This window comes from Nocardia sp. NPDC049526, assembly GCF_044465765.1.
Lineage (GTDB): Bacteria > Actinomycetota > Actinomycetes > Mycobacteriales > Mycobacteriaceae > Nocardia.
Genome location: NZ_JBITMA010000010.1, coordinates 36,714 through 56,849, shown reverse-complemented (window position 1 = coordinate 56,849; position 20,136 = coordinate 36,714). Strand labels below are relative to the sequence as shown.

21 protein-coding genes are annotated in these 20,136 nt (G+C 65.3%); 8 read left to right on the top strand and 13 right to left on the bottom strand.

Translation table 11 applies throughout. The features are described from left to right. Window positions 1-129: 129 nt before the first annotated feature. The 3 genes from ACIBW7_RS29230 to ACIBW7_RS29220 form a co-directional block, all read right to left on the bottom strand. Complete coding sequence (locus ACIBW7_RS29230) at window positions 130-564, bottom strand: heme-binding protein (RefSeq protein ID WP_397051804.1); 435 nt, start codon at window positions 562-564, stop codon at window positions 130-132. Between the two features lie 98 nt (window positions 565-662). After that, window positions 663-1,448 (bottom strand): alpha/beta fold hydrolase, encoded by a 786-nt coding sequence (locus tag ACIBW7_RS29225; RefSeq protein WP_397051802.1) that lies wholly within the window; start codon window positions 1,446-1,448, stop codon window positions 663-665. A gap of 110 nt (window positions 1,449-1,558) precedes the next feature. Then, window positions 1,559-1,879 carry a hypothetical protein gene (locus ACIBW7_RS29220; RefSeq protein ID WP_397051800.1) on the bottom strand — a complete coding sequence of 107 codons (321 nt, stop codon included), beginning with the start codon at window positions 1,877-1,879 and terminating at the stop codon, window positions 1,559-1,561. A 141-nt stretch (window positions 1,880-2,020) separates the two neighbouring features. Between ACIBW7_RS29220 and ACIBW7_RS29215 the strand changes: the two genes are divergently transcribed. Continuing rightward, window positions 2,021-2,542 carry a hypothetical protein gene (locus tag ACIBW7_RS29215; protein ID WP_397051798.1) on the top strand — a complete coding sequence of 174 codons (522 nt, stop codon included), beginning with the start codon at window positions 2,021-2,023 and terminating at the stop codon, window positions 2,540-2,542. A 27-nt stretch (window positions 2,543-2,569) separates the two neighbouring features. On the opposite strand, the gene ACIBW7_RS29210 is transcribed toward ACIBW7_RS29215, so the two are convergent. After that, complete coding sequence (locus ACIBW7_RS29210; RefSeq protein WP_397051796.1) at window positions 2,570-4,297, bottom strand: DUF3556 domain-containing protein; 1,728 nt, start codon at window positions 4,295-4,297, stop codon at window positions 2,570-2,572. A 250-nt stretch (window positions 4,298-4,547) separates the two neighbouring features. On the opposite strand from ACIBW7_RS29210, the gene ACIBW7_RS29205 reads away from it, so the two are divergent. Then, entirely contained in the window at window positions 4,548-4,976 is a 429-nt protein-coding gene (locus tag ACIBW7_RS29205; RefSeq protein WP_397051794.1) for a DUF6636 domain-containing protein, read from the top strand. Between the two features lie 42 nt (window positions 4,977-5,018). On the opposite strand, the gene ACIBW7_RS29200 is transcribed toward ACIBW7_RS29205, so the two are convergent. Beyond that, window positions 5,019-5,912 (bottom strand): oxidoreductase, encoded by an 894-nt coding sequence (locus ACIBW7_RS29200; RefSeq protein ID WP_397051792.1) that lies wholly within the window; start codon window positions 5,910-5,912, stop codon window positions 5,019-5,021. 76 nt (window positions 5,913-5,988) lie between these two features. Between ACIBW7_RS29200 and ACIBW7_RS29195 the strand changes: the two genes are divergently transcribed. From ACIBW7_RS29195 to ACIBW7_RS29185, 3 genes are all read left to right on the top strand, one after another. Beyond that, entirely contained in the window at window positions 5,989-6,558 is a 570-nt protein-coding gene (locus ACIBW7_RS29195) for a TetR/AcrR family transcriptional regulator (RefSeq protein ID WP_397051790.1), read from the top strand. A gap of 34 nt (window positions 6,559-6,592) precedes the next feature. Next, a complete protein-coding gene (locus ACIBW7_RS29190) occupies window positions 6,593-7,150 on the top strand; it encodes a hypothetical protein (RefSeq protein ID WP_397051788.1) in 558 nt (185 codons plus the stop codon). A gap of 82 nt (window positions 7,151-7,232) precedes the next feature. Beyond that, a complete protein-coding gene (locus ACIBW7_RS29185; RefSeq protein WP_397051786.1) occupies window positions 7,233-7,658 on the top strand; it encodes a hypothetical protein in 426 nt (141 codons plus the stop codon). Here the strand turns inward: ACIBW7_RS29185 and ACIBW7_RS29180 are convergent, their stop codons facing one another. From ACIBW7_RS29180 to ACIBW7_RS29160, 5 genes are all read right to left on the bottom strand, one after another. Continuing rightward, complete coding sequence (locus ACIBW7_RS29180) at window positions 7,659-7,982, bottom strand: hypothetical protein (RefSeq protein WP_397051784.1); 324 nt, start codon at window positions 7,980-7,982, stop codon at window positions 7,659-7,661. Between the two features lie 89 nt (window positions 7,983-8,071). Next, window positions 8,072-8,584, bottom strand: a complete 513-nt coding sequence (gene msrA, locus ACIBW7_RS29175; RefSeq protein ID WP_397051782.1) for a peptide-methionine (S)-S-oxide reductase MsrA — start codon at window positions 8,582-8,584, stop codon at window positions 8,072-8,074. After that, on the bottom strand, window positions 8,581-9,036 hold the full coding sequence (gene msrB / locus ACIBW7_RS29170; protein WP_397051780.1) for a peptide-methionine (R)-S-oxide reductase MsrB: 456 nt from the start codon (window positions 9,034-9,036) through the stop codon (window positions 8,581-8,583). Before msrB ends, msrA begins: the two co-directional genes overlap by 4 nt. Window positions 9,037-9,119: 83 nt before the next feature. Next, a complete protein-coding gene (locus tag ACIBW7_RS29165; RefSeq protein WP_397051778.1) occupies window positions 9,120-9,986 on the bottom strand; it encodes an alpha/beta fold hydrolase in 867 nt (288 codons plus the stop codon). A 30-nt stretch (window positions 9,987-10,016) separates the two neighbouring features. Continuing rightward, entirely contained in the window at window positions 10,017-11,582 is a 1,566-nt protein-coding gene (locus ACIBW7_RS29160; protein ID WP_397051776.1) for a bifunctional phosphatase PAP2/diacylglycerol kinase family protein, read from the bottom strand. Window positions 11,583-11,699: 117 nt separating this feature from the next. On the opposite strand from ACIBW7_RS29160, the gene ACIBW7_RS29155 reads away from it, so the two are divergent. Continuing rightward, window positions 11,700-13,724, top strand: coding sequence for a M3 family metallopeptidase (locus ACIBW7_RS29155; protein ID WP_397051774.1), 2,025 nt, complete (start codon window positions 11,700-11,702; stop codon window positions 13,722-13,724). A 52-nt stretch (window positions 13,725-13,776) separates the two neighbouring features. On the opposite strand, the gene ACIBW7_RS29150 is transcribed toward ACIBW7_RS29155, so the two are convergent. Then, on the bottom strand, window positions 13,777-15,195 hold the full coding sequence (locus ACIBW7_RS29150) for an AIM24 family protein (protein ID WP_397051772.1): 1,419 nt from the start codon (window positions 15,193-15,195) through the stop codon (window positions 13,777-13,779). Window positions 15,196-15,243: 48 nt separating this feature from the next. Further along, window positions 15,244-15,570 (bottom strand): hypothetical protein, encoded by a 327-nt coding sequence (locus ACIBW7_RS29145; RefSeq protein WP_397051770.1) that lies wholly within the window; start codon window positions 15,568-15,570, stop codon window positions 15,244-15,246. A gap of 135 nt (window positions 15,571-15,705) precedes the next feature. Between ACIBW7_RS29145 and ACIBW7_RS29140 the strand changes: the two genes are divergently transcribed. Continuing rightward, window positions 15,706-17,190 carry an alpha/beta fold hydrolase gene (locus ACIBW7_RS29140; RefSeq protein WP_397051768.1) on the top strand — a complete coding sequence of 495 codons (1,485 nt, stop codon included), beginning with the start codon at window positions 15,706-15,708 and terminating at the stop codon, window positions 17,188-17,190. A 3-nt stretch (window positions 17,191-17,193) separates the two neighbouring features. Here ACIBW7_RS29140 and ACIBW7_RS29135 read toward each other — a convergent pair whose 3' ends face one another. Further along, window positions 17,194-18,708, bottom strand: coding sequence for a putative glycoside hydrolase (locus tag ACIBW7_RS29135; protein ID WP_397051766.1), 1,515 nt, complete (start codon window positions 18,706-18,708; stop codon window positions 17,194-17,196). Window positions 18,709-19,027: 319 nt separating this feature from the next. Here ACIBW7_RS29135 and ACIBW7_RS29130 point away from each other — a divergent pair, with 319 nt between their 5' ends. Next, on the top strand, window positions 19,028-19,912 hold the full coding sequence (locus ACIBW7_RS29130) for a polysaccharide deacetylase family protein (protein ID WP_397051764.1): 885 nt from the start codon (window positions 19,028-19,030) through the stop codon (window positions 19,910-19,912). Window positions 19,913-20,136: the final 224 nt, after the last annotated feature.

Here is a 20,136-nt window from a genome sequence, read left to right as displayed (position 1 = left end):
TCTGGTCACGATCATCGCGATTCGCCGACCCGTAATCGTCGGTCCGTAGTCGCAGCGTAGAGGTTCCGTAGCGGTCGTGTGGCTTCAATCTCCCGGGAACCGGAGAGATGGTTTGTACGCATCCCGCGGTTATTCAGCGGAACGGTTGTCCTGCCACCGCTGCACCGCTGATTGCACGGCCGCTTCGTCTTCGAGAGCGTGGGCTCCGGATGCGCCTGCGGCGCCGAGGATCAAGTCACCGTCGGTGATCAGGACACCGCCAGCCCATGGGACGAAGTCGCCGCCGTAGAGGTGCTGGATGCTGTCGACGATCCCGCCGGGCAGTTCGATCTGGCCGGAGGGCCGCAGTGCAAGTAGCGCGGTGCGCGCCTTCGCCACCGCGATTCGGCTGGTCATGGGCATACCGCCGTCGCCTCGCCGCAGGGCGATCACCTCGCCTGCAAGGTCGACAATTGCTACCGCCAGCGGCGGGAACCCTCGTTCCGCACCGACCGCCAACGCGGTTTGCACCAACCAATCCGCATCGGCCGACTTCAGTCCAGGAAAGCGCGGAGTACCAGACACGACACAAAACTAACGACGATAGCCTCGGCCGTCAAAGGCAGGCGCCTCGGCGGTGCTGATTCTGGTTGTGGGCGTGGGCGATTCGCACGGCGCTCGAGTCAGGGGGTTTCCGAGGATGCATCCGCCCCGGTTGCGGTGCAGGTCAGGATGGTGCGCAGGACCAACTCGGGGTCGTCGATCATCGGAACGTGCCCGACACCGGGCAGAACCTCGAAGGTGACACCCGGCAGGCGCTGCTGGGCGATCGCGCCGTTGACCGCCACCGGAAAGATGTGGTCAGCCTGCGACCAGGCTACGGTGACCGGGCAAGGTAGTCGCTCGAAATCCGCGATCGCATCTCGGGTGTTCAGCAGATCATCGGTGACCGTACAGCCGAGCAGATCGGCGACGATGCCCGCGGCTGCCGATGGTCCGAGGCGATCGCCGTGTTCGGCGATGACCCGCAAGGCCAACCGCCGCACCAGCGATGACCGTAGCGTCAGCGGTGCGAGCGGCCGGGTCAGGCGCGCGAAGGTGACGTTGCGCGCGATGGTGGCGGAAGAATCGGCATGCCCGGCTCCGCCCGCATCCCAGAATCCGGCGGGTGAGAGCGCGCAGACAGTACGCGCACGACCCCGCCGTGCCAACTCGATGGCGGTCCACCCGCCGAGCGAATTACCGACCAGATGTGCTGTCGCCCAACCATTTTCATCAAGCAGCCGTTCGACCTCGTCGACAAAGTCGGTGATCCGCACCGGGCGCCGCGACACCACCGCCCCACCCCGATGCCCCAGCGCGGTCGGCGCGAGCACCTGGTATCGGGCAGACAGCTTCGGAATCAACGGATCCCAGACCCGCGCCGACATCGCCACACCGTGCAACAGCACCAGCGGCTCACCGCTCATCGGACGCGTCCCGCATTGACGTTCATGGCCTGTCTCCTCGTCGATGTCGCCTCGGTACAGGTCTACATCAACGGGCCTGCGTGCGCCGAACGGCCGAGCGGAATCGTGGATTACATACGATAGCTCCTGGCCTGCGATCTGCTTGCGATCGAGGACTGGGCAGCCTGGGCTTGTCGCGCCACAGCCGCCTGCGCCACGTCACGGGCAACCTTGGCGTGCGCCTCCCTCGTGCTCAGTTTGTCCGCTGCCACCTCGCTGAGCCGGGTGAGCTGCTCGCGGCGCAACCCATGCGCGACCGTAGTTCGTAGTTCGCAGTCGAGCTGGTCCAAACGGCGATACAGCTCGGTGAGCTGATCGGCACTGACCTTCGCATGGTCGACTCGCTCGACTTCCTCAACGAGATCGCGATACCGCATTTCCAGACTGCGCATTTCGTGGCCCTCCTCGCTTGCCCCCGGCCGATCTGCCGCTATGAACCCAGAATACGGACACCCGAGGGCGCGACGAGTTATTGTTCCTTTCCCTTGGGGCACTCCGTGTTTCATGCTTGTCGTAGCTCGTGGGAGGGACGCGTGGGCGTGTTGGGACCTGCAATATCCGCACTGGCCGTGCTGCTGGGAGTCGTGCTCGGCGGGTGGCTGACGATCCGGAATCAAGAACGTCAATGGCACCGTGATCACCAGCGCGAGTGGCGAGATATCAGGCTGTCGACCTACAACGAGTTCGCATCGGCATACCGGCAGTATGTCGCCTTTGCGCTCGAGCCGACCGCACTCATCTCGGCCGTTCCGCATCCTGAGGCACCCGACGAGCTGATGCCGTTTTTCGACGAAGCCGGGCGGCCGTATAAGGAGAGACTCGAGTCCGCGTGGGTCGCCTTGCGGATCGTGTGCAAGTCGGAACAGACAGTTGCGACCGGACTGCAAATACTCACAGCCGCACGTCAAGTCGCGGCAGCACGCGCGAACCACGGTGCGAACGAAATTCCGCCAAAGCTGTTCCAGCAGTTGTGGACCGCACAGGACGAGTTCATCGCCGCCACTCGCGTCGAACTAGGGGTAGAAGCCGTGCGCCCGTTCAATGAGCTCGAGTGACGATCCGCAGGCGCTGCGACCATCCGATCAGTCGCGGTCGGTTTGGGTGACGTGGACGGGGACGTCGTCGGCCCAGGGTTGGCGGGTGACCATGTCGGCGACATTTACTGTGCCGCGTTCGAATTCGCCGGTGGCCGCGTCGACCAGGCGATAGGACTGGGTTTGTCTGTGGATGGGTTGGGCGTCCAGTATGACTACGCGGACTTCACCGGGTTCGAAATGGCAGCGCTCTTGCATCGCGGTGATGAGTTGTTCGTTGTGCATGTGGCCGTCGCCGAAATTCCAGCCGAGGGCGGTGCTGCAGATGCGTTCGCCGTCGGTGAGGGTGTATTCGTCCTCGCGGTCGGATGGCATGGCTCGGTGCACGAGGGTGAACAGGGCGCGGCCGTGGGTGTTCATGGCGCGGAAGGCATATCCCATGAACATCGGGATCTGGGCGCGGTCCTTGCCGTAGAACCGTTCCAGTTGGGCCTGCGGCATGCTGGCGATCGCGACGATGCCGCGCCCGATCTTTTCGGCGGCGGAGGGTTTGATGCACCACATCGTTGTGTCCCAGTTACCGGCGTAGTAGCGCATGCCCGGTAGGAACGAAATCTTGTGCGGGAGAAGGTTTCCGGCGGCCACGATGCCCGCGATGACCAGAAACAGCAGCACCACCGGCACCGGGTGGTGCAGATCGGCGAGGCCGAGATCGGCGTGCGCGACGAATAATACGAGCACACCGAAGATCATGAAGACGTTCCATTCCAGCGGGACACCCATCGGAATGGCGGTCAGGATCGCCAGATGGAAACACACCATCACGAATGCGGCGACCGCCGTCAGCCAGCCGCCGTGGGAGAAGAACAGCACCAACGGAATACACATCTCGATGGCCGTGCCGCCGTGAGCGAAGATGCGCGAGAGGCGACCCGGCCGCAGGTCGTCGGGAAAGTTCTCGAAGAACTTGCGCTTGAGCGACTTTCGCCGGAACACAGGACTGTTCGACATCATCGTGGAAACAACGAACGGAAAGTGCTTGTTCAGCTTCGATGTCGCCGCACCCATCCAGATCACGACAAAGACCAGCTTCGCGGCGACGATCATATCGGCGGCGAAGAGGAAGGTGACCGCGAGCGTGGCATAGACCTCGCCCCGCGCCGCCAGGAATATCACCTTGTCGCGCAATCCGGTCAGCACCAGCAGGCCGAGGATCATCACGATCTGCCACACCGGAAGCAGCCCGACCGACGTATCCAACTCCGGCACTGCACCGGTTCCGTTGGATAGCAAGGCGACCACGGTCATCACCAAAAGCGCCGCGTACAGCGCGATATCCACCGGCGAACGGCCGTTTCCCTTGGTCAGCGGTACGACGCCCGGCCATGGCGGCAGCCGAATGGTCTTGGGCCGCAACCAATACAGAATCGACCCCATCGGCGGAAAGAACCTGTTGTTCAACGGACCGAACCCGCACCCGAGCCCGACCACCTCGAACAGCAGCGTATACAGCACAACCTTTTCGAAGACGATCGGCTCGGACCACCATGTATCGACATTCGCGAATCCGTCGATCCCCTCGGTGGACAACGCGATCAGCCAGCCACCGAAAATATACAGACAGACCTTGCCGACATAGAACAAATGCAGCGCGACCGGCGTCCCGAATCCCACCTCGGCCCAGTGCCGCGCCATCGGCCGGATCCGCTCACTGCGCGTGCCCTTGCTCCACTCCGCCATATCGACCACAGGCAGGTCGGGTTCGAGAAACCCCATCAAGCACTCTCCGATTCGCCGACACCGGAGCACCAAGCCGATCACGACCCCGATGTGCTCCGATACGTTGACAGCTCGACCATTTGCTGTCAATAACCGGTTTCAGTATCGGCAGATCCGCTGCCCGGAGAACTGGTGGCATGTGCCATTGATGCGCTTCTCGAGCAATCCGCGAACTTCTCTGTGTGGTCCGGTGTCGATCGGCGGGCGTGGCCTGCCGCATCGGATCGTGAATTGGGGGGTAGTTCGGATGATGAATCGGGTGGGTATTGCGGCATTGGCGGCGGTTTCCGGGTCGATGCTGGCCTTCGGGGTGGCGGGGGCGCAGCAGCCGGATCTGTCGAACGGGTTTCGGTCGCCGTCCGGAAATATGACCTGTGTGGTTGCCGATAAGGGCGCGGTCTGCGAGATCGGCGACCATTCGTATGCGGCGCCGGCCAAGCCGAGCAACTGCTATCAGGCGTATGGCGACCGCATCGTGCTGTTCCAGGGCGATCCGGCGCGGTTCACCTGCCACGGTGACACGATCCGCGACAGCAGTCTGCCGATCCTCGACTACGGTCAGTCGTTCCGGTCCGGCGAAGTGGTCTGCGAGAGCCAGACCTCCGGTATGAAGTGCGCGAATACCCGTACCGGACATTGGTTCTCGCTTGCACGGGAGGGCTATCAGCTGGGTTGATCGGATGGCGACGGGACCGGAGCGCGCACCCGGTCCCATTCCTCACCCGAAGCTGTAGCGGACACCGGTCAGTTCCTCGGACACGTCCCAGAGCCGCCCCTGCCGCCGGACATCGCGCGACCGTGCGCTGGATTCGACCCGCACGGGATAGCCCTGAATCTCGAATAGCCCTGCGGGGCCGTAATATTCGCCGCCTTTGACGTCCGGGTCGGTGGCGGCGCGGAGAGTGGGCAGCGCGCCCATGGCGGGAGTGCGGCCGAACAGGCGGGCGATGGCGAGATTCGGCAATCGGAAGCACGCGGGGGAGTAGCGGAAGATCTCGGTACTCGCGCCACCGGGATGCGCGGCTGCGGCTATCGCACGCGTATTCGCGAGGCGGCGGTCGAGTTCATAGGTGAAGAGCAGATTGGCGAGTTTCGATCTGGCGTAGGCATTTCCGGTCGGCACGGCCGGGTCGTCGGCGTCGATGCGGCCGAACCGATGGCCGATGCTGCTGACCGTGACGATGCGTCCGGCCGGTGCCGCGACGATCCGGTCCAGTAGCAGTCCGGTCAATGCGAAATGGCCGAGATGATTTATGCCCCATTGGATTTCGAAGCCATCGGCCGTAGTACCGGTCAAGCCGGTCACTCCGGCATTATTGATCAAGAGGTCGATCCGATTGTAGCGATCGCGGATTGCCGCGGCCGCCTCACGGACCGACGTCAGCGCGCCCAGGTCGAGTTCGGCGACGTCGATAGTTGCGTCGGGCGCCGGCGTGCGGATCCGATCGGCCGCATCCTTGGCCTTGTCGGTGTCGCGGCAGGCTAGGACGACGATGGCGCCGTGTTCGGCCAGCACCCGCGCCGTCTCATAGCCGAGTCCGGTATTGGCCCCGGTGACCACGGCGATGCGTCCGCTCTGGTCGGGAATTTCGGTGTCGGTCCATCTGTTCATCAGCGTTGCTCCTAACATGAACGGTGCGTTCACCATTAAAGTGAACCAGTAGTTCATGTTCTGGGCAAGGAGAACGATGACCGAACGCCCCACCCGGCGCGCCGATGCGCTGCGCAATCGGGAAGCGATCCGCACGGCCGCCCGCGACCTCGTGATCGACCGTGGCCCCGGCATCGGCATGGACGAGATCGCCGCGGCGGCGGGCGTCGCGGTCGGGACGCTCTACCGGCACTTCCCGACCAAAAAGGACCTCATCGACGCCATCGTCGCCGACTTGGCGGCCGTAATCGGTCGATCGCTGGACGCGGCACTGGCCCGGGTCACCGACGGCACCGGTTCGGCGATCGACGAGATCGTCGCGCTGCTGCAGGCCGTCGTGATCGATATGCGCCAGGAACGACTGCTCAGGTTCGCGGTCACAGGACTGGCCGAGGATGCACTGCACGAAATCCAGCAGCGTGGCCGCGCCGCAGTCGAACAACTCGTCGCCGCCGCGCACCGTGACGGTTCGCTCTATCCGGATATCACCGTCGACGATGTGATCCTGCTGCTGGCCACCGCACCCGACGACGCCGTATCCGCGGCCGGACAACTCCGATGGCTCACCCTGGCGCGCCGTGCCCTCGCACCCGCGACCGAGCGGTGAAACTGTCCGTAGTCACTCGAGATACGGAGGCGCTATGCACTGGGATCTGATGACCGCAACGCCCGATGACCTCCGCGAGCGGGTGACGCGGGGGCGTCGAAGTGCCGGGCAACTCGGGATGCTCGGATCGATCATCGATGCGGCAGAAGGTCCGTGGCTCGGCGCGATGGATACCGATGGCCGGGGTGCCGCGGAGTTGCGGATGCACCTCGCCGGGCGTTTCCGCCTCACCGCGGTGGTGACGAGTGCCGGAAAGTTCGACCTCGTGCAGCTGACGGGACCGCGCGCCGATCGGGTGCTGTCGTCGAAGCCGTCGGTGCGGCGCGGATGGGATGCGGATCAGCGCATGCCCAAACAGCCGGAGTGGCTGGATTACGTTGTGGGCTGGGTGATGTACGCCAGCGCGGAGATCGACCGTCGCGCGGTTGTCGAGTGGCGGCTGGCCGGCGCCGACCGGAACCTGGCGGCGATGAACGACACGGTGGACAACCTGCGCGCCGGCCTCCGGGAACGCGAACAGCTGCGAGACGAGCTGGCCGCCGAGGTCGCGGAGTTGCGCAATGAACTCGAATCCCTCACCGGGAGTACATAATCGTTCCCAGCGGTGGCAGATGGTCGCCCGTCCAGACATACTCGACGCTTGACATGACAACGTCGGTGAAAGGTGTCCGGGCATGACCGTCGGCACGCTGACTGCACTGGTATTGCTGGCCGCCGGCCTGCTCTTCGTGACGGCCCTCGGCCTCGGGGTGTGGAAGTGGTTGGCGATGGTCGGCGCACCCGATGGCCGGGCGCACCCGTACGTCGATATCGCCCACCGCTCGGCCCTGCTCTATTCGTTCGCGACCGCGATGATCGCGATCTTCGTCGAACTATCCGGCTGGCCCACACCGGTCAACGCGACCGCCGCCACCGTGCTGGTCCTGATGTTCGTCATCACGATCGCCAACTACATCAACCACGGCATCCGCCGCGACACCGACAATCAGATGCACAATCCGCCTCCCGCCATGCGCTGGGTGCTGGTCGCGCTGATCGTCGGCGAAATCGGTGGATTCTGCGTCCTGCTAACGGGATTCGCCGCCGCGCAATTCTTTTAGTCAGGCGACCCGATCGAACTCCGGCTGGAGTTCTTCGGGCGCTCCCACGCTGATGCCGACCGCCGGACGAATCGTTGTGTCCGGTACGAGCCGGAAGTTGGTCAGCCGGGCCAGTATTCGGTCCAATGCGATCTGCGGTTGCAGCCGGGCTGCCACTGTGCCCAGATCCGCGTACCGCGTGACGATATGCATCCCGCCGCCGAAATCCGAGCGGACGACCGGGCACTGCGCGCGTGCCCACCGCAGCTCATCGCCGAGCCGAGCACAGTGCCGCTGATCGAACCAGTCGAGCTGATCGAAGAAACGCTGATTGCTGCCGGTCATTTCGCCGATCGTCCGCCGGGCACCCGCTGGCGTCAAGGGGTGCCCGGCGCGTCGAATACCTTGTGCCGCAATCAATTGCGGCGCACAACCTACTTTGCGGTCTGCCGCTTCGGCAGCTTCCAGCCCGGTCGCGGGAAGTGGCAGGTGTAGCCGTCCGGGTAGCGCAGCAGGTAGTCCTGGTGCTCGGGCTCGGCCTCCCAGAACTCACTCGCCGCGGTCACCTCGGTGACCGCCTTGCCCGGCCACAGGCCCGAGTCGTCGACATCGACGATGGTTTCCAGCGCGACGCGCTTCTGCTCGTCGTCGAGATAGAAGATCGCCGAACGGTAGCTGGTACCGATGTCGTTGCCCTGGCGGTCCTTCGTCGTCGGATCGTGGATCTGGAAGAAGAACTCCAGCAGCGCCCGGTAGTCGGTCTGCGCCGGGTCGTAGATGATCTCGACGGCCTCGGCATGGCCCGGGTGGTTGCGATAGGTGGGGTGATCGTTTTGCCCGCCGGAGTAGCCGACTCGCGTCGAAATCACCCCCGGCTGCTTACGGATCAAGTCCTGCATGCCCCAGAAGCATCCGCCGGCCAGAATCGCCTTTCGCGTGTCACTCACGCGTCCTCCTTCGTAAACAGGGTCCTATACCGACCGTAGCCTTCCGCCTCGAGGTCATCGAGGTGGATGAACCGCAGGGCCGCCGAGTTGATGCAATACCGCAGGCCACCCGCCGCGCGCGGTCCGTCGGTGAACATATGCCCGAGATGGCTGTCACCGTGCGTCGAACGCACCTCGGTGCGGATCATCAGATGACTGAAATCCCGCTTTTCGACGACGTTCTCGCTGTCGATCGGCTTGGTGAAACTCGGCCATCCCGAGCCGCTGTCGAACTTGTCGACCGAGGCGAACAACGGTTCACCGGAGACCACATCCACATAGATACCCGGCTCGTGATTGTCCCAGTACTCGCCCGTGAACGCCCGCTCGGTCCCGTTCTGCTGGGTGACGTGGTACTGCTCGGGCGACAGCGCGTCCACCGCGGCGGGGTTCCGGTTGTATTCCTGTGCCACCTGACCTCCTCATATCGGCCCCACGTACAACCCGCGGTCCGATCCGGAAAGTCCCCGTCGAGCAGCGCGTCACACTTCCGTCATTATTGTCCGGCCACGACCTCGCGCAGTACGCGTGCGAAGGCTTCGGGCCGGCCCGGATACCCGTAGTCGCCGCCGAGGAAGCCGCCGTGATGGCTCGGGAATACGGTTTCCTGAAGGCCGAGCAGCCTGGCGGCGGCCGCCGATGTGCGTGCGGTAAAGGTGCCCGCGGACTCCTCGCCGACGGCGATCACGACCCGGGTCGGTGCGGCGGACAGCGCGGCGACATCGGGGTGGTAGCTGCTGATCGCCCAGGACCGGTCGGACAGCAGCGGATCGTCCCGGGAACCGTCGTCCTCGCTCGGCATTCCGAACATGGCGGGGTCGGCGGCGGGCTGGGCGAAGTAGTCGTCGGTGAATTCGCCTTGCCACGAGGTCATCGCGATGAACGTCGCCATGCCCGCGCCGAAGCCCTTGGCCTCGTATGCGTCGCGAACTCCCGCACGGGCGCGCTCGGCGGCGGCCGCATCGGGCAGCACCGGAATGAGCGGCGGCTCATGGGCCACCACCGTGCTGACATCGTTCGGATAGGCCGCTACCAGCGCGAGCGCTGTGACCGCACCGCCGCTGCTCCCGAACAACTCGACCGGGCCCGCGCCGAGCGCCTCGATTACGGCATGCACATCCTCGGCCTGGACCATCGGCGTGTTGTCGACCCGACCGTCCTTCCGTGTGCTGCGTCCGAGTCCGCGCGGATCGTAGGTGACCACCGTGCGATCCGGAAAGTACGAGGCCAACGTGCTGAACCCACCGGCATCCATGGGCTGCCCGATCATGACCAGCGGCGGGCGTCCCCCATCAGTGGGCAGCGGCCCGTGCACGTCGTACACGATGTCGGCTCCGGCGGTTTGCAGCGTGTGTGTCGTCATACCGGTAGCGACGTCGCTCCCGTCGAAAATTCATCGGTTCGTGCGGAAGGCATCGCGGAGCCAGGGCGCCCGGCGGTGGTGCGGGCGGAACCGGTCGGCCCAGCGGGGGTTCGATTCGTCGCGGCGGTAGGCAGCGAGCTGGCCCGCCATCGCGAAGTGCAGGCGGGTGGCCTTGCCGATCACCTCGCCATCGGTGGCCAGTGCCTCCGGCCTGGGCAATTGCACATACAGTTCGGGTAGGCGGCGCTCGCCGTAGACCTTGCTGTGGCCGATCGCGGCCAGCAGCAGCGCCACCAATGCGCGCGTGCGCGACCAGCGCAGATCGGCGCGCAGCCAGCGGACGTCGAGCAGTCCGGCGTCGAGCCGGTCGCGGAAGGCGGGCACGGCGCCGTGCGGGTGGTAGGGGCCGTTGCCGATGAACAGGAACCACACTCGCTGCCAGCGATCGTCGAGATAGATCTCGATCGGTTCGGCCCGGCGCAGGGTGACCACCAGCGCGGCCGCGAAGGCGGGCCATTTGCCCCAGCGCACCTGCCACTGCTCGCGCAGCCGCACCAGGTCCGGATAGGCGCCGATGCTGGCGGTATTGATCAAATGCCTGGTGTGCGAGCCGGTTTCGTCACCGTATTCGACGCGCGCGATATCGACCGCGACCGCCTCGCCGGTACCGGTCGCATCGATCACCTCGCGCAAATCGTAGACGCCGAGATCACGCGCGAAATGGTTGAGCGTCCCGGTGGGGATGACGGCCAGCGGCAACTCGTGCCGCAGCGCAACCGCGGCCGCGGCCGCCACGGTGCCGTCGCCACCGGCGATGCCCAACGCCAGTACCGGCCCGGCGTGTTCGGCGAGTGCCCGCTCGAGTTGTTCGGCGGCATCCAGGTCGGGTTCGGTGCGCAGGACAGTGGCGGCGGGCAGGGCCGCGATGATATCGGCGGTGGGATCGTAGTTCGGATCGCCGGAAACCGGATTCACCAACACCAAAAGACCCTTGCCCGCCGCCAGTGCGGGCGCCTCACGGACCAGCCTGGCCTGTGCCTCGTCCGATTCACGCACGGGCCACCAGCGGCGGGTGGCCAATGCGATACCGGAACCTACGGCCGCCCCGACGAGCACATCGGAGCTCCAGTGCACGCCGGTGTGCACCCGCGAGTAGGCGACGGTGGCCGCCAGCGGGGCGACAGCCAGTGCGGTGCGCGGACTTTCGAGCGCGACCGCCGTGGCGAATGCCGCCGCGCAGGCGCTGTGCCCGGAGGGGAAGGAGGAGGATTTCGGGGCCGGCGTCAGCCGCCGGTATACCGGCAAAAGTTCGGCGGCCGGTCGGCGCCGCGCAATGAGGGTCTTGAGTCCGAGGTTGACGGCCAGGCTCGCGCCCCCGACGGAGACGACCCCGCGAAGCGCGGCCCGCCGCGGTGTGCCCTGGCGGGTGGCGAGCAGCGCCGCGCAGACCAGCCACAGCGCGCTGAAATCGGCGCTCTTGGTGACCCGCAGCAGGCCGCTGTCGACCATGGAGGCCGGTAATTCGGCGACCGCGCTGCCGACCGCCCGATCGAATCGTCCGACTCTGTAGAACTTTCGGCGCACCCAGCTACTCACCCGCTCGACATTACCGATCGCGGCGGACGGCGTGGTGCCGCCGTCGTCAGCGCTGTGGATCTTGCTCGCCAGTGATTTCGCTGCCAGGGGAGCGTGATCGGAGCATAGGGTTCACCTATGACGAGCAACCCGTTCTTCGAGCCAAGTGCGCTGCCGTATGAGCTTCCTCCGTTCGCCGAGATCGGTACCGAGCACTATTTGCCTGCGTTCGAGCGAGGGATGGCCGAGCAACTGGCAGAGGTGGCCGCCATCACCTCGAACGAGGAGGAGCCGAGCTTCGCGAATACCATTGTGGCCTTGGAGCGTTCGGGTCCGGTCCTGACTCGGGTCGCGAATGTGTTCTTCAATATCACGAGCTCCGATTCCAGCGAGACCACCGACGCGATCGAGGCCGAGGTATCGCCGAAGCTGGCGGCGCATCGGGACGCGATCTATTTGGATCCCCGGCTCTTTGCGCGGGTCGAGGCGCTCTACGGCCGCCGGGAGGAATTGGGATTGGATCCCGAGCAAGCGCGGCTGCTGGAGCAATATCATATTCGGTTCGTGCGGGCCGGGGCTCGGCTGGAGGCGGCCGGGCAGGCGAGGTTGCGTGAGTTGAATGCGGAACTCGCCACGGCGGCAACGGAATTCGGGCAGAACATTTTGGCGGCGACCAATGGTGCGACGGTGGTCGTCGAGTCGACGACGGAATTGGCCGGGCTGGGGCAGGCGTCGGTGGCAGCGGCCGCGGAGAACGCTCGGGAGTTGGGGCGCGACGGCGCGTGGGCACTTCGGCTGCAGAACGTTTCGAATCAGCCCGTGCTGGCGGAACTGGCCGACCGGGATGTTCGGCAGCGGGTGATGGCCGCCTCGCTCGGGCGCGGGTTGGGTGATAACGGCGCGCTCGCCGTCCGGATCGCGGCATTGCGAGCCGAACGCGCCGCGCTGCTGGGCTATTCGGACCATGCGGCGTATGCGGTTGCGGATCAGACCGCGAAAACCGCTGCGGCGGTGGAGGAAATGCTCGGGCGGTTGGTCGCGCCCGCGGTGGCAAATGCGGAGCGTGAGGCAGCCGAGTTGGCACAGGCCATGGGCGGGCCGGAGCTGCGCTCGTGGGATTGGCAGTTCTGGTCGGAAAAGGTTCGGGCCGAACGGTTTTCGGTGGACGCGGAGGCATTGCGGCCCTATTTCGAGCTCGAGCGGGTGTTGCGCGACGGTGTCTTCTTCGCTGCCGAGCAGGTGTACGGGATCACTTTCCAGGAGCGGGAGGATCTGGTCGGATACCACCCGGAGGTGCGGATCTTCGAGGTCTTCGACGCGGATGGCGGTGCGCTCGGACTGTTCCTCGGTGATTTCTTCGCGCGACCGTCGAAGCGTGGCGGAGCGTGGATGAACGAATTGGTCAGCCAGTCACGGCTTTTGGGGAAGCGGCCCGTGGTGGTCAACAACCTCAATATCGTGAAACCGCCCGCGGGCGAACCCGCACTGCTCACCTGGGACAACGTGCGCACGCTCTTCCACGAGTTCGGGCACGCGCTGCACGGGTTGTTCTCGGATGTGATGTACCCGTTCTTCTCCGGGACCGAAGTACCGCGGGATTTCGTCGAATTCCCGTCCCAGGTGAACGAGATGTGGATGTCGCGACCGGAGGTACTCGCCAACTACGCCAGGCATATCGAGACCGGCGAACCGATGCCCACCGAACTCGTCGAGCGGATGGCGGAGGCCGAGCGGTTCGGTACGGGCTTCAAAACCGTCGAATACCTCGGCGCGACACTGCTGGACTGGGCGTGGCATCGCGTCCCCGTACCCGAGGCACTGGCCGACACCGATGCCGAGGCGTTCGAGGAGGAAGCTCTGCGCAAGGCGGGTCTGGCCATCGACGCGATTCCGCCGCGCTACCGGACCGGCTACTTCGCCCACATCTTCTCCGGCGGCTACGCGGCGGGCTACTACTCCTACATCTGGAGCGAGGTGCTGGACGCGGACACCGTCGAGTGGTTCGACGAGGGCGACGCCTCCATCCGGGAAAAGGGCGAGGCCTTCCGCCGCGAACTGCTCTCGCGCGGTGGCTCGGTCGACCCGCTCGAGGCCTTCGAATCCTTCCGCGGTCGCGCCCCCGAAATCGAACCGCTCCTGGTCCGGCGCGGTCTGTTGAACTGATCCGGTGCCGCTGGAACCGGCTGTGGCCCAGCCGGTTCCAGCGCGGGACGGGTTATCCGAACAAGCCGCCGAGCACGCCGCCACTCTGTCCGGCCTCCTGACCACCACCGGTGCCGCCGATGAAACCGCCAGGCGGCAGTTCCGACGGCTGCACGATGACGAAGCCGCGCCCGGAGAACGACAGCGTCAGACCTTCGCCGGTGCTGCGGCCGATGAGGCGGCCGAGGCCGAAGGAGTCATTGCGCTTGATGCCGGTGGACAAGCTCGACGACCAGGCCACCGCTGCCTGCGGGTCGGCGTAGGTTGGCTGGTCGACATTGAGGACGACGGGCGAGCCGTGGGTGGTGATGGCGATGCGCCCGCGCCCGGTGAACACGCAGTTGAAGAAGCCCGCGTTACTGGCGAAACCGGCTGCGCCCTGGACCCTTTGGATGTTGTAGGACAGCGAGGTGTCGAAAGCGAGGACATTCGAGCCGTTGATCGTGAGCCCATCGGTGCCGTCGAGATCGACAGTGTGCACATCGGCGGCGGCATCGGCGAGGAAAAGATCGCCGCGACCGGACACCTGCATCAGCGGCACCCCCTCGCCGGTGAGCCGATGCTGGATCGCACGGCCGATACCGCCCGAACCGAGCGCCTTGAAGTGCAGATCGCCCTGGTAGGCAACCATCGAGCCGGCCCGCGCCATAGTCTCGCCATTGACGGCGACCTTGATCATCTTGCCGCCCTGCTTCTGGATGCCGATGCCGTTGACCTCGGCGTGGCTCGGATTGAACAGTTCGCTCTGCATCGGCAGCGCTCCTTGCTGTGGTGCAATCGGTGGGGGCGGCGGCACGGCGCCGGACGGGGGATAGGCGGGCGGAACGGGAGCCTGCGGCTGGTACTGAGGCTGGGCTGGGTATTGCGGCGGCGCCGGAGCCTGCGGCTGGGCCTGGTATTGCGGCGGGACCGCAGCGGGCGGCGCTGCTTCGGGTTCGTCGTCGATATTCACACCGAACGCCGTCGCGATTCCGGCCAGCCCGTTGTCGTAGCCCTGCCCGACCGCGCGCACCTTCCACGCACCGCCGCGCCGGTAGATCTCCACGCACACCACGGCTGTCTCGGTGCTCAGTCCGGTCATCGGGAAGGTCAGCGTTCCGGAATCGGATCCGATCGTCGCTGTCAGCGAACTCGCGCCCGCGAAGGTCGGCGGCCCGCTGCCGTCGAGGCTGGCCGTGACCACCACCTTGTCGACATCGGCGGGCAGTGCGGAGGTCTGCACATCGACCATATCGCCGGCACCGCGGCCGTGCCGATAGGTGACACCGGGGCCGGCCGGCTGATTGAAGAAGACGAAGTCGGCATCGGAGCGGACCCGCCCGTCGGCGCCGAGTAGTAGCGCCGACACATCGACCGGCGCTGCGCAGGTGACGGTCACGATCATCCGGTCGCCGGGCGCGGGGCGATTTTCCCCGCGTGCGAGTGCGGTCACGGCGGACCGCCCCGGTCGATATGTCCGAGTGGCATGCGATTCACGGGATCAAGTGTGTCGCGAGTCCCGTCCGATTGCCACCACCCGTGATAGATCCGGCCACGGCGGCCTGCGCAGCACCGCGAGCGTGGCGATGACCGCGGCCAGCAGACCGATCAATTCACCCATCAGCGCGATCCGGGTCGCATCGACCGCGGGCGTCCAGCTGACCTCGCCGTCATGGACCACGAACGCACCCACCGGACGAGCGGTGCGTAGCAGACCGCCCGTCCTGGCGACGGTGATGATCGTGGTGCCGTCGGAAGTTTCGTACGGCTGCCCGTAGGCGAGCGAATCCTCCACTGTCCGTAGTGGATTCAATTGGTTTCGAAGCATTGATTCCTCCCCTCGATGCGGAACCGGCGGTGGCGCGGCCCCCTTGGAGTATCGGCGGCACCACCAAATGTGGCAAGGGTGCCCTGTGGCGAGCTGTGGTACGAAGTTGCGGGATTTGGCGGTGAGAGGTGTGGGTTGTCGGCGAGGCTTTTGCGGTGGTTGGTGCTGGTAGCGGTCGGGGCGGCGCTGATCACCGTGCCCGGAGCGCAGGTCGATCCGGCATACCGGTTCTATCACCAGCGACTGCATTGGCACGCCTGCGGTGTCGAGGATTTGGACAAGGCCGGGGCCCAATGCGCGGATGTGCTGGTGCCGCTCGATTATCTGCGGCCCTACGATCGCAAGCTGAAGATCGCGATATCGCGGGTCCGGGCCACCGATCCGGATCAGCGCCATGGCGTCCTGCTGGCCAATCCGGGTGGTCCCGGCGCATCGGGTCTGGACACCGTCGATCTGCTCGGTGACGTGCTCACCCCGCAGGTGCGGGCCCGTTTCGATCTGATCGGCATGGATCCACGTGGCGTCGGCGACTCCGGGCGCACGCCGCGCTGCGGATGGCCGGTGGGCGAAATGATCCATTCGGCGGGTCTGACTTCGCAGGGCTTCGCGCGGGAAACCGCGCTGGCGGCGGATATGGCCGAGGGTTGTCTGGCCGATGATCCGGTGAAGGCGCGTCAGCTCACCACCCGCAATACCGCTCGCGATATGGATGTCATCCGAGTGGCGCTGGGTGAGCCGAAGCTCAGCTATTACGGCGTTTCCTACGGCACCTACCTCGGTGCGGTATTCACCCAGATGTTTCCGGAACGCAGCGACCGGATGGTGTTCGACAGCGCCATCGATCCGGATCGGTATTGGACCGGCCTCGTCCAGGATTGGGGTCCGTCGGACGAGCGCGCGATCGACGAATGGTCGAATTGGGCTGCGGGACAGGATGATACGTATCACTTCGGTTCGACTCCGACCGAAGTGCGTGCATCGCTGACGGAGCTGCTCGCCGCGGCGGCACGGCAACCGATCGTGATCGACGACTTCCCGGTCGACGATCATTGGCTGCCATTTCTCTTGCACAACATGGTGACCGATTTCCGGCGTAACCAAGCGCTGGCCGAAACGTTGCGTGAGATCGCCGATGCGGTGGGCGGCCCGCCTGTGGCGGCGCGGGCACCACGTCTGCAAATCGTCTTGCAGGCCTTGCGATCCGAGGAGAACTCCGTCCTGGCCCAGATCGCCTGCGGTGATGCCGCGGCACCGACAGATCCGGCGTGGTACGCGAGCAATATCGAAGCCAGCCGTGCCGCGCAGCCGATATTCGGTCCGCTGGCCAACAATATCCAGCCGTGCGCATTCTGGCCCCGACCGGTCGAACCCGCCACCACCGTGCGGAATTCGGTTCCCGCCCTCATCCTGCAGGCGACCGGTGACGCCCGAACCCCGTATACCCACGGTGCCCGACTACATCAGCACCTATCCGAATCCCGCATGGTCACACTGCAGGACATCCGCATCCACATGACCTTCCGTCCCGACCTGAGCGCCTGCGTCAACAATGCGATCAATACCTACTACGCCGACGGCGCCCTGCCCGCCGCTGACGTCACCTGCCACGCAGACCTGTAGGAATCAACCGGGCGCGACGGCCCACGAGTGGTACCGCGACGCCGCATTCCACAGAATGAAGCTGTTCGTCCCCGCAGCCGCCGCGGCATCGATCTGCGCTTCGACCTCGGCATCGCCGTAGTTCACCCCCAGGCTGAAATCCTGTAGCCACGGAATGACTTTCGCGCCGGTACCTTCGGTCTGTCGGAAGAAGTCGGCCAGCGATCGGAAAATAATGTCGTACGGCTGGGCATTGGGGTTCGCGACGCCATATTCACCGGCATTCCAATGCGATGGGTAGAGCATCGGAGCCACATAGTCGACATACCGAGCGATCGCCGGAATGTCCTGCGCAATCTCATCCGGCCGGGTCGCTGCGATGCCGAACACGGCGGCACCGAGATTCGCGCCTTTGTCGCGTACCGGATCCCGGCTCTCGTGCAGGAACTCGGCGATGGATGCACTGGGCGTGACGGTCAGCCCCGGAAACTGCATCTGCGACAGTGCACCATCCGGCCGCCGGACATAGTCGTACATTATTCCGTCGAAGCCGAGCTCGGCCGCCTCGGTCGCGAGATCGATATTGTACTTGCGGATTTCGGGATCGGCGAAGTTGGTGAAAGCGATCGCACCGTACTTGCTGGCATACGGCTGACCTGAGGGATTCTGGATGACCCAGTCCGGATGTCCTCCGTGCCAGGCCCATTCGGCCATGGTCGGATCGCGAAATGCCACGATTCGCCCGATCACCCGCAGATTCATCTCGTGCAATTGCCGCAGTGCGGCGCGCACATCGTAGATATTGGTGGCCGCACCCGCCTGCCGTGCCAGCGGCACCTGCGAGTCGTAGCCGATAACCCCGTCCTCATCCTTGATATCGAGCTGAACGGTGTCGATGCGCCCCTCGCGGGCCATATCCAGAATGGGCTCGCGTAAACCCTCGTATGCCCATCCATACGCCGTGATATGCACGGCCTTGACCCGGGGCATATCGACCGAGGTCGTAATCGCCTGCGTCGCCCTATTTCCCGCCGCATCGACCGCGGTCACCTCACCGCCGACCGGTGTGCGCGGCAGTGTGATCTCGAAGGTGCCGTCCGTGGCGGGGGTGACCGACTGTGTGCCGACTGAGACGTGCACTGCGCCGGATTCCTTGCCGCGCAACGTGATCGGCTGACGATACGATCCAGCCGTACCCGGCTGGGTCACCTCGAGTTTCGGCGCCTCGGTATCCACGGTGAAGGTCGCGGTAACCCCCGGACCGGCGCTGAACAGGCCGAGTATGCCCCCGCGTGGTATCTCGGCGGTGAACTTGTGGTCGCCATCGGTGAGCGGTCCCGGCCGGTACACCACGGAATCGCCTTCGACCGTGCCGTTCACCGCGTTGCCGTCGAGTTCGAGCCGCATATCGTTCGGGTTGTGGCCGTGGGCGTCCACACGCAATGCCAGACCGGTCAGCGTGCCTGCACCGACGACTCCGTCCGGTAATCCGGCCAGCGCCAAACCCGCGGGTTCGGACCGATTGGCACCGATGATCACGGATGCGATGAGGATTGATAAAACTCCGATAACCGCTATTGCCGCGAGCCGCCATCGCCCGGTAATCGGGACCAATTTGTCCAACGCGCACACCAACTTTCATCCGTGCCTATTGCCTAACTATCTACCTTGGACCGCTTCATCGGGCGTGGTTATGCCGATTCGCAACCGAGATTCCGTGCGACCGCGTACCGTTCGAACGGTGGCGTGGTGCTCGGCGATCGGAACTCGGGTTGTCCTGTCGGCCTTGATATTCGCAACCGCCACCGCATGTGGTGCAGCGCAGGCACCGGTCCCGGCGGCCATCGAAAAGGTTCCGGTGGCCACATCGACGCCCGATCCGATTGCGGTGGGAGCCAACGAACTCGGACTCGTCCCCATCCTGATGTACCACCAGGTGACACCGACTCCGGTCGGCGAATACGACCAGACTCCGGAGAAGTTCCACGCCGAACTCGAGCGGTTGTACCGCGAGAACTATCGACCGGTGACCGTCGCCGATTACATCTCCGGCCAGATCGACATCCCCGCGGGCACCCACCCGGTGGTGCTCACCTTCGACGACTCCACCATCACCCAACTCCGGTTCACCGAGGACGCAAAGGTGGCCCCCGATACCGCGATCGGGATTCTCGAGGAGTTCGGCGCGCGCAATCCGGATTTCCGGCCCACCGCGACGTTCTACGTCAACAACGAGCCGTTCGCCGGTGACGTGCGCGCACTGCCCTGGCTGGCCGCGCACGGGTACGAAATCGGCGCGCACACCGCGAGCCACGCCAACCTCGGTCGCCTGGACGGCACCGGAGTGCAGCGCGAGCTGGTCGAGAACCTGCGCGCGATCACAGCCGCGGCCCCCGGCAATCGCGTGCGCACGATGGCCTTACCGCTCGGTATCTTCCCGACCGATCGTTTACTCGCCACAGCGGGAAGCTGGGACGGCACCTCTTATACCTTCGAGGCCGTGCTGCTGGTCGGCGCCGAACCCGCACCCTCTCCATTCGGCCAGGTCGATCCCGCTGGCGTGCCGCGCATCCGGTCGGGGAAGAGCGAGGTCGACTTTGCTTCCGCGTACTGGCTCGACCGCCTCGACCAGCATCCGGACCAGCGCTACACCTCCGACGGCAACCCGAACAAGATCTCGGCCCCCGAACCCCTTGCCGACGAACTGAATCCGCGCTGGCGCAACCAGTTCAACGCCTATTGAAAACCTTGCCCCCAGCATGCAACACGGCCGCTGAGGGTATGGATGTCGGGATGATCCGACCAGGCCGTTTCGCCCTGAGCGGCCGTATGTATATTAGCGAGCGCAACTAGTTACGGGTGATCGGCGTGTGGGGGCAGATCGCTTGTGGCGCAGTGTGCCAACTGCTCGACCGGCTCGACTCAGGTTTCGAGACACTTCCACCACGGATAGCCGATCAGAACTAG

Excerpts from the sequence above, each read along its gene's own strand:
- ACIBW7_RS29200 (WP_397051792.1), bottom strand. The coding sequence starts at position 5,912 with ATGAACAGATGGACCGACACCGAAATTCCCGACCAGAGCGGACGCATC.
- ACIBW7_RS29210 (WP_397051796.1), bottom strand. The coding sequence starts at position 4,297 with ATGGGGTTTCTCGAACCCGACCTGCCTGTGGTCGATATGGCGGAGTGG.
- ACIBW7_RS29185 (WP_397051786.1), top strand. The coding sequence starts at position 7,233 with ATGACCGTCGGCACGCTGACTGCACTGGTATTGCTGGCCGCCGGCCTG.
- ACIBW7_RS29155 (WP_397051774.1), top strand. The coding sequence starts at position 11,700 with ATGACGAGCAACCCGTTCTTCGAGCCAAGTGCGCTGCCGTATGAGCTT.
- ACIBW7_RS29145 (WP_397051770.1), bottom strand. The coding sequence starts at position 15,570 with ATGCTTCGAAACCAATTGAATCCACTACGGACAGTGGAGGATTCGCTC.
- ACIBW7_RS29195 (WP_397051790.1), top strand. The coding sequence starts at position 5,989 with ATGACCGAACGCCCCACCCGGCGCGCCGATGCGCTGCGCAATCGGGAA.
- ACIBW7_RS29165 (WP_397051778.1), bottom strand. The coding sequence starts at position 9,986 with ATGACGACACACACGCTGCAAACCGCCGGAGCCGACATCGTGTACGAC.
- ACIBW7_RS29190 (WP_397051788.1), top strand. The coding sequence starts at position 6,593 with ATGCACTGGGATCTGATGACCGCAACGCCCGATGACCTCCGCGAGCGG.
- ACIBW7_RS29180 (WP_397051784.1), bottom strand. The coding sequence starts at position 7,982 with ATGACCGGCAGCAATCAGCGTTTCTTCGATCAGCTCGACTGGTTCGAT.
- ACIBW7_RS29205 (WP_397051794.1), top strand. The coding sequence starts at position 4,548 with ATGATGAATCGGGTGGGTATTGCGGCATTGGCGGCGGTTTCCGGGTCG.
- ACIBW7_RS29220 (WP_397051800.1), bottom strand. The coding sequence starts at position 1,879 with ATGCGCAGTCTGGAAATGCGGTATCGCGATCTCGTTGAGGAAGTCGAG.
- ACIBW7_RS29225 (WP_397051802.1), bottom strand. The coding sequence starts at position 1,448 with ATGAGCGGTGAGCCGCTGGTGCTGTTGCACGGTGTGGCGATGTCGGCG.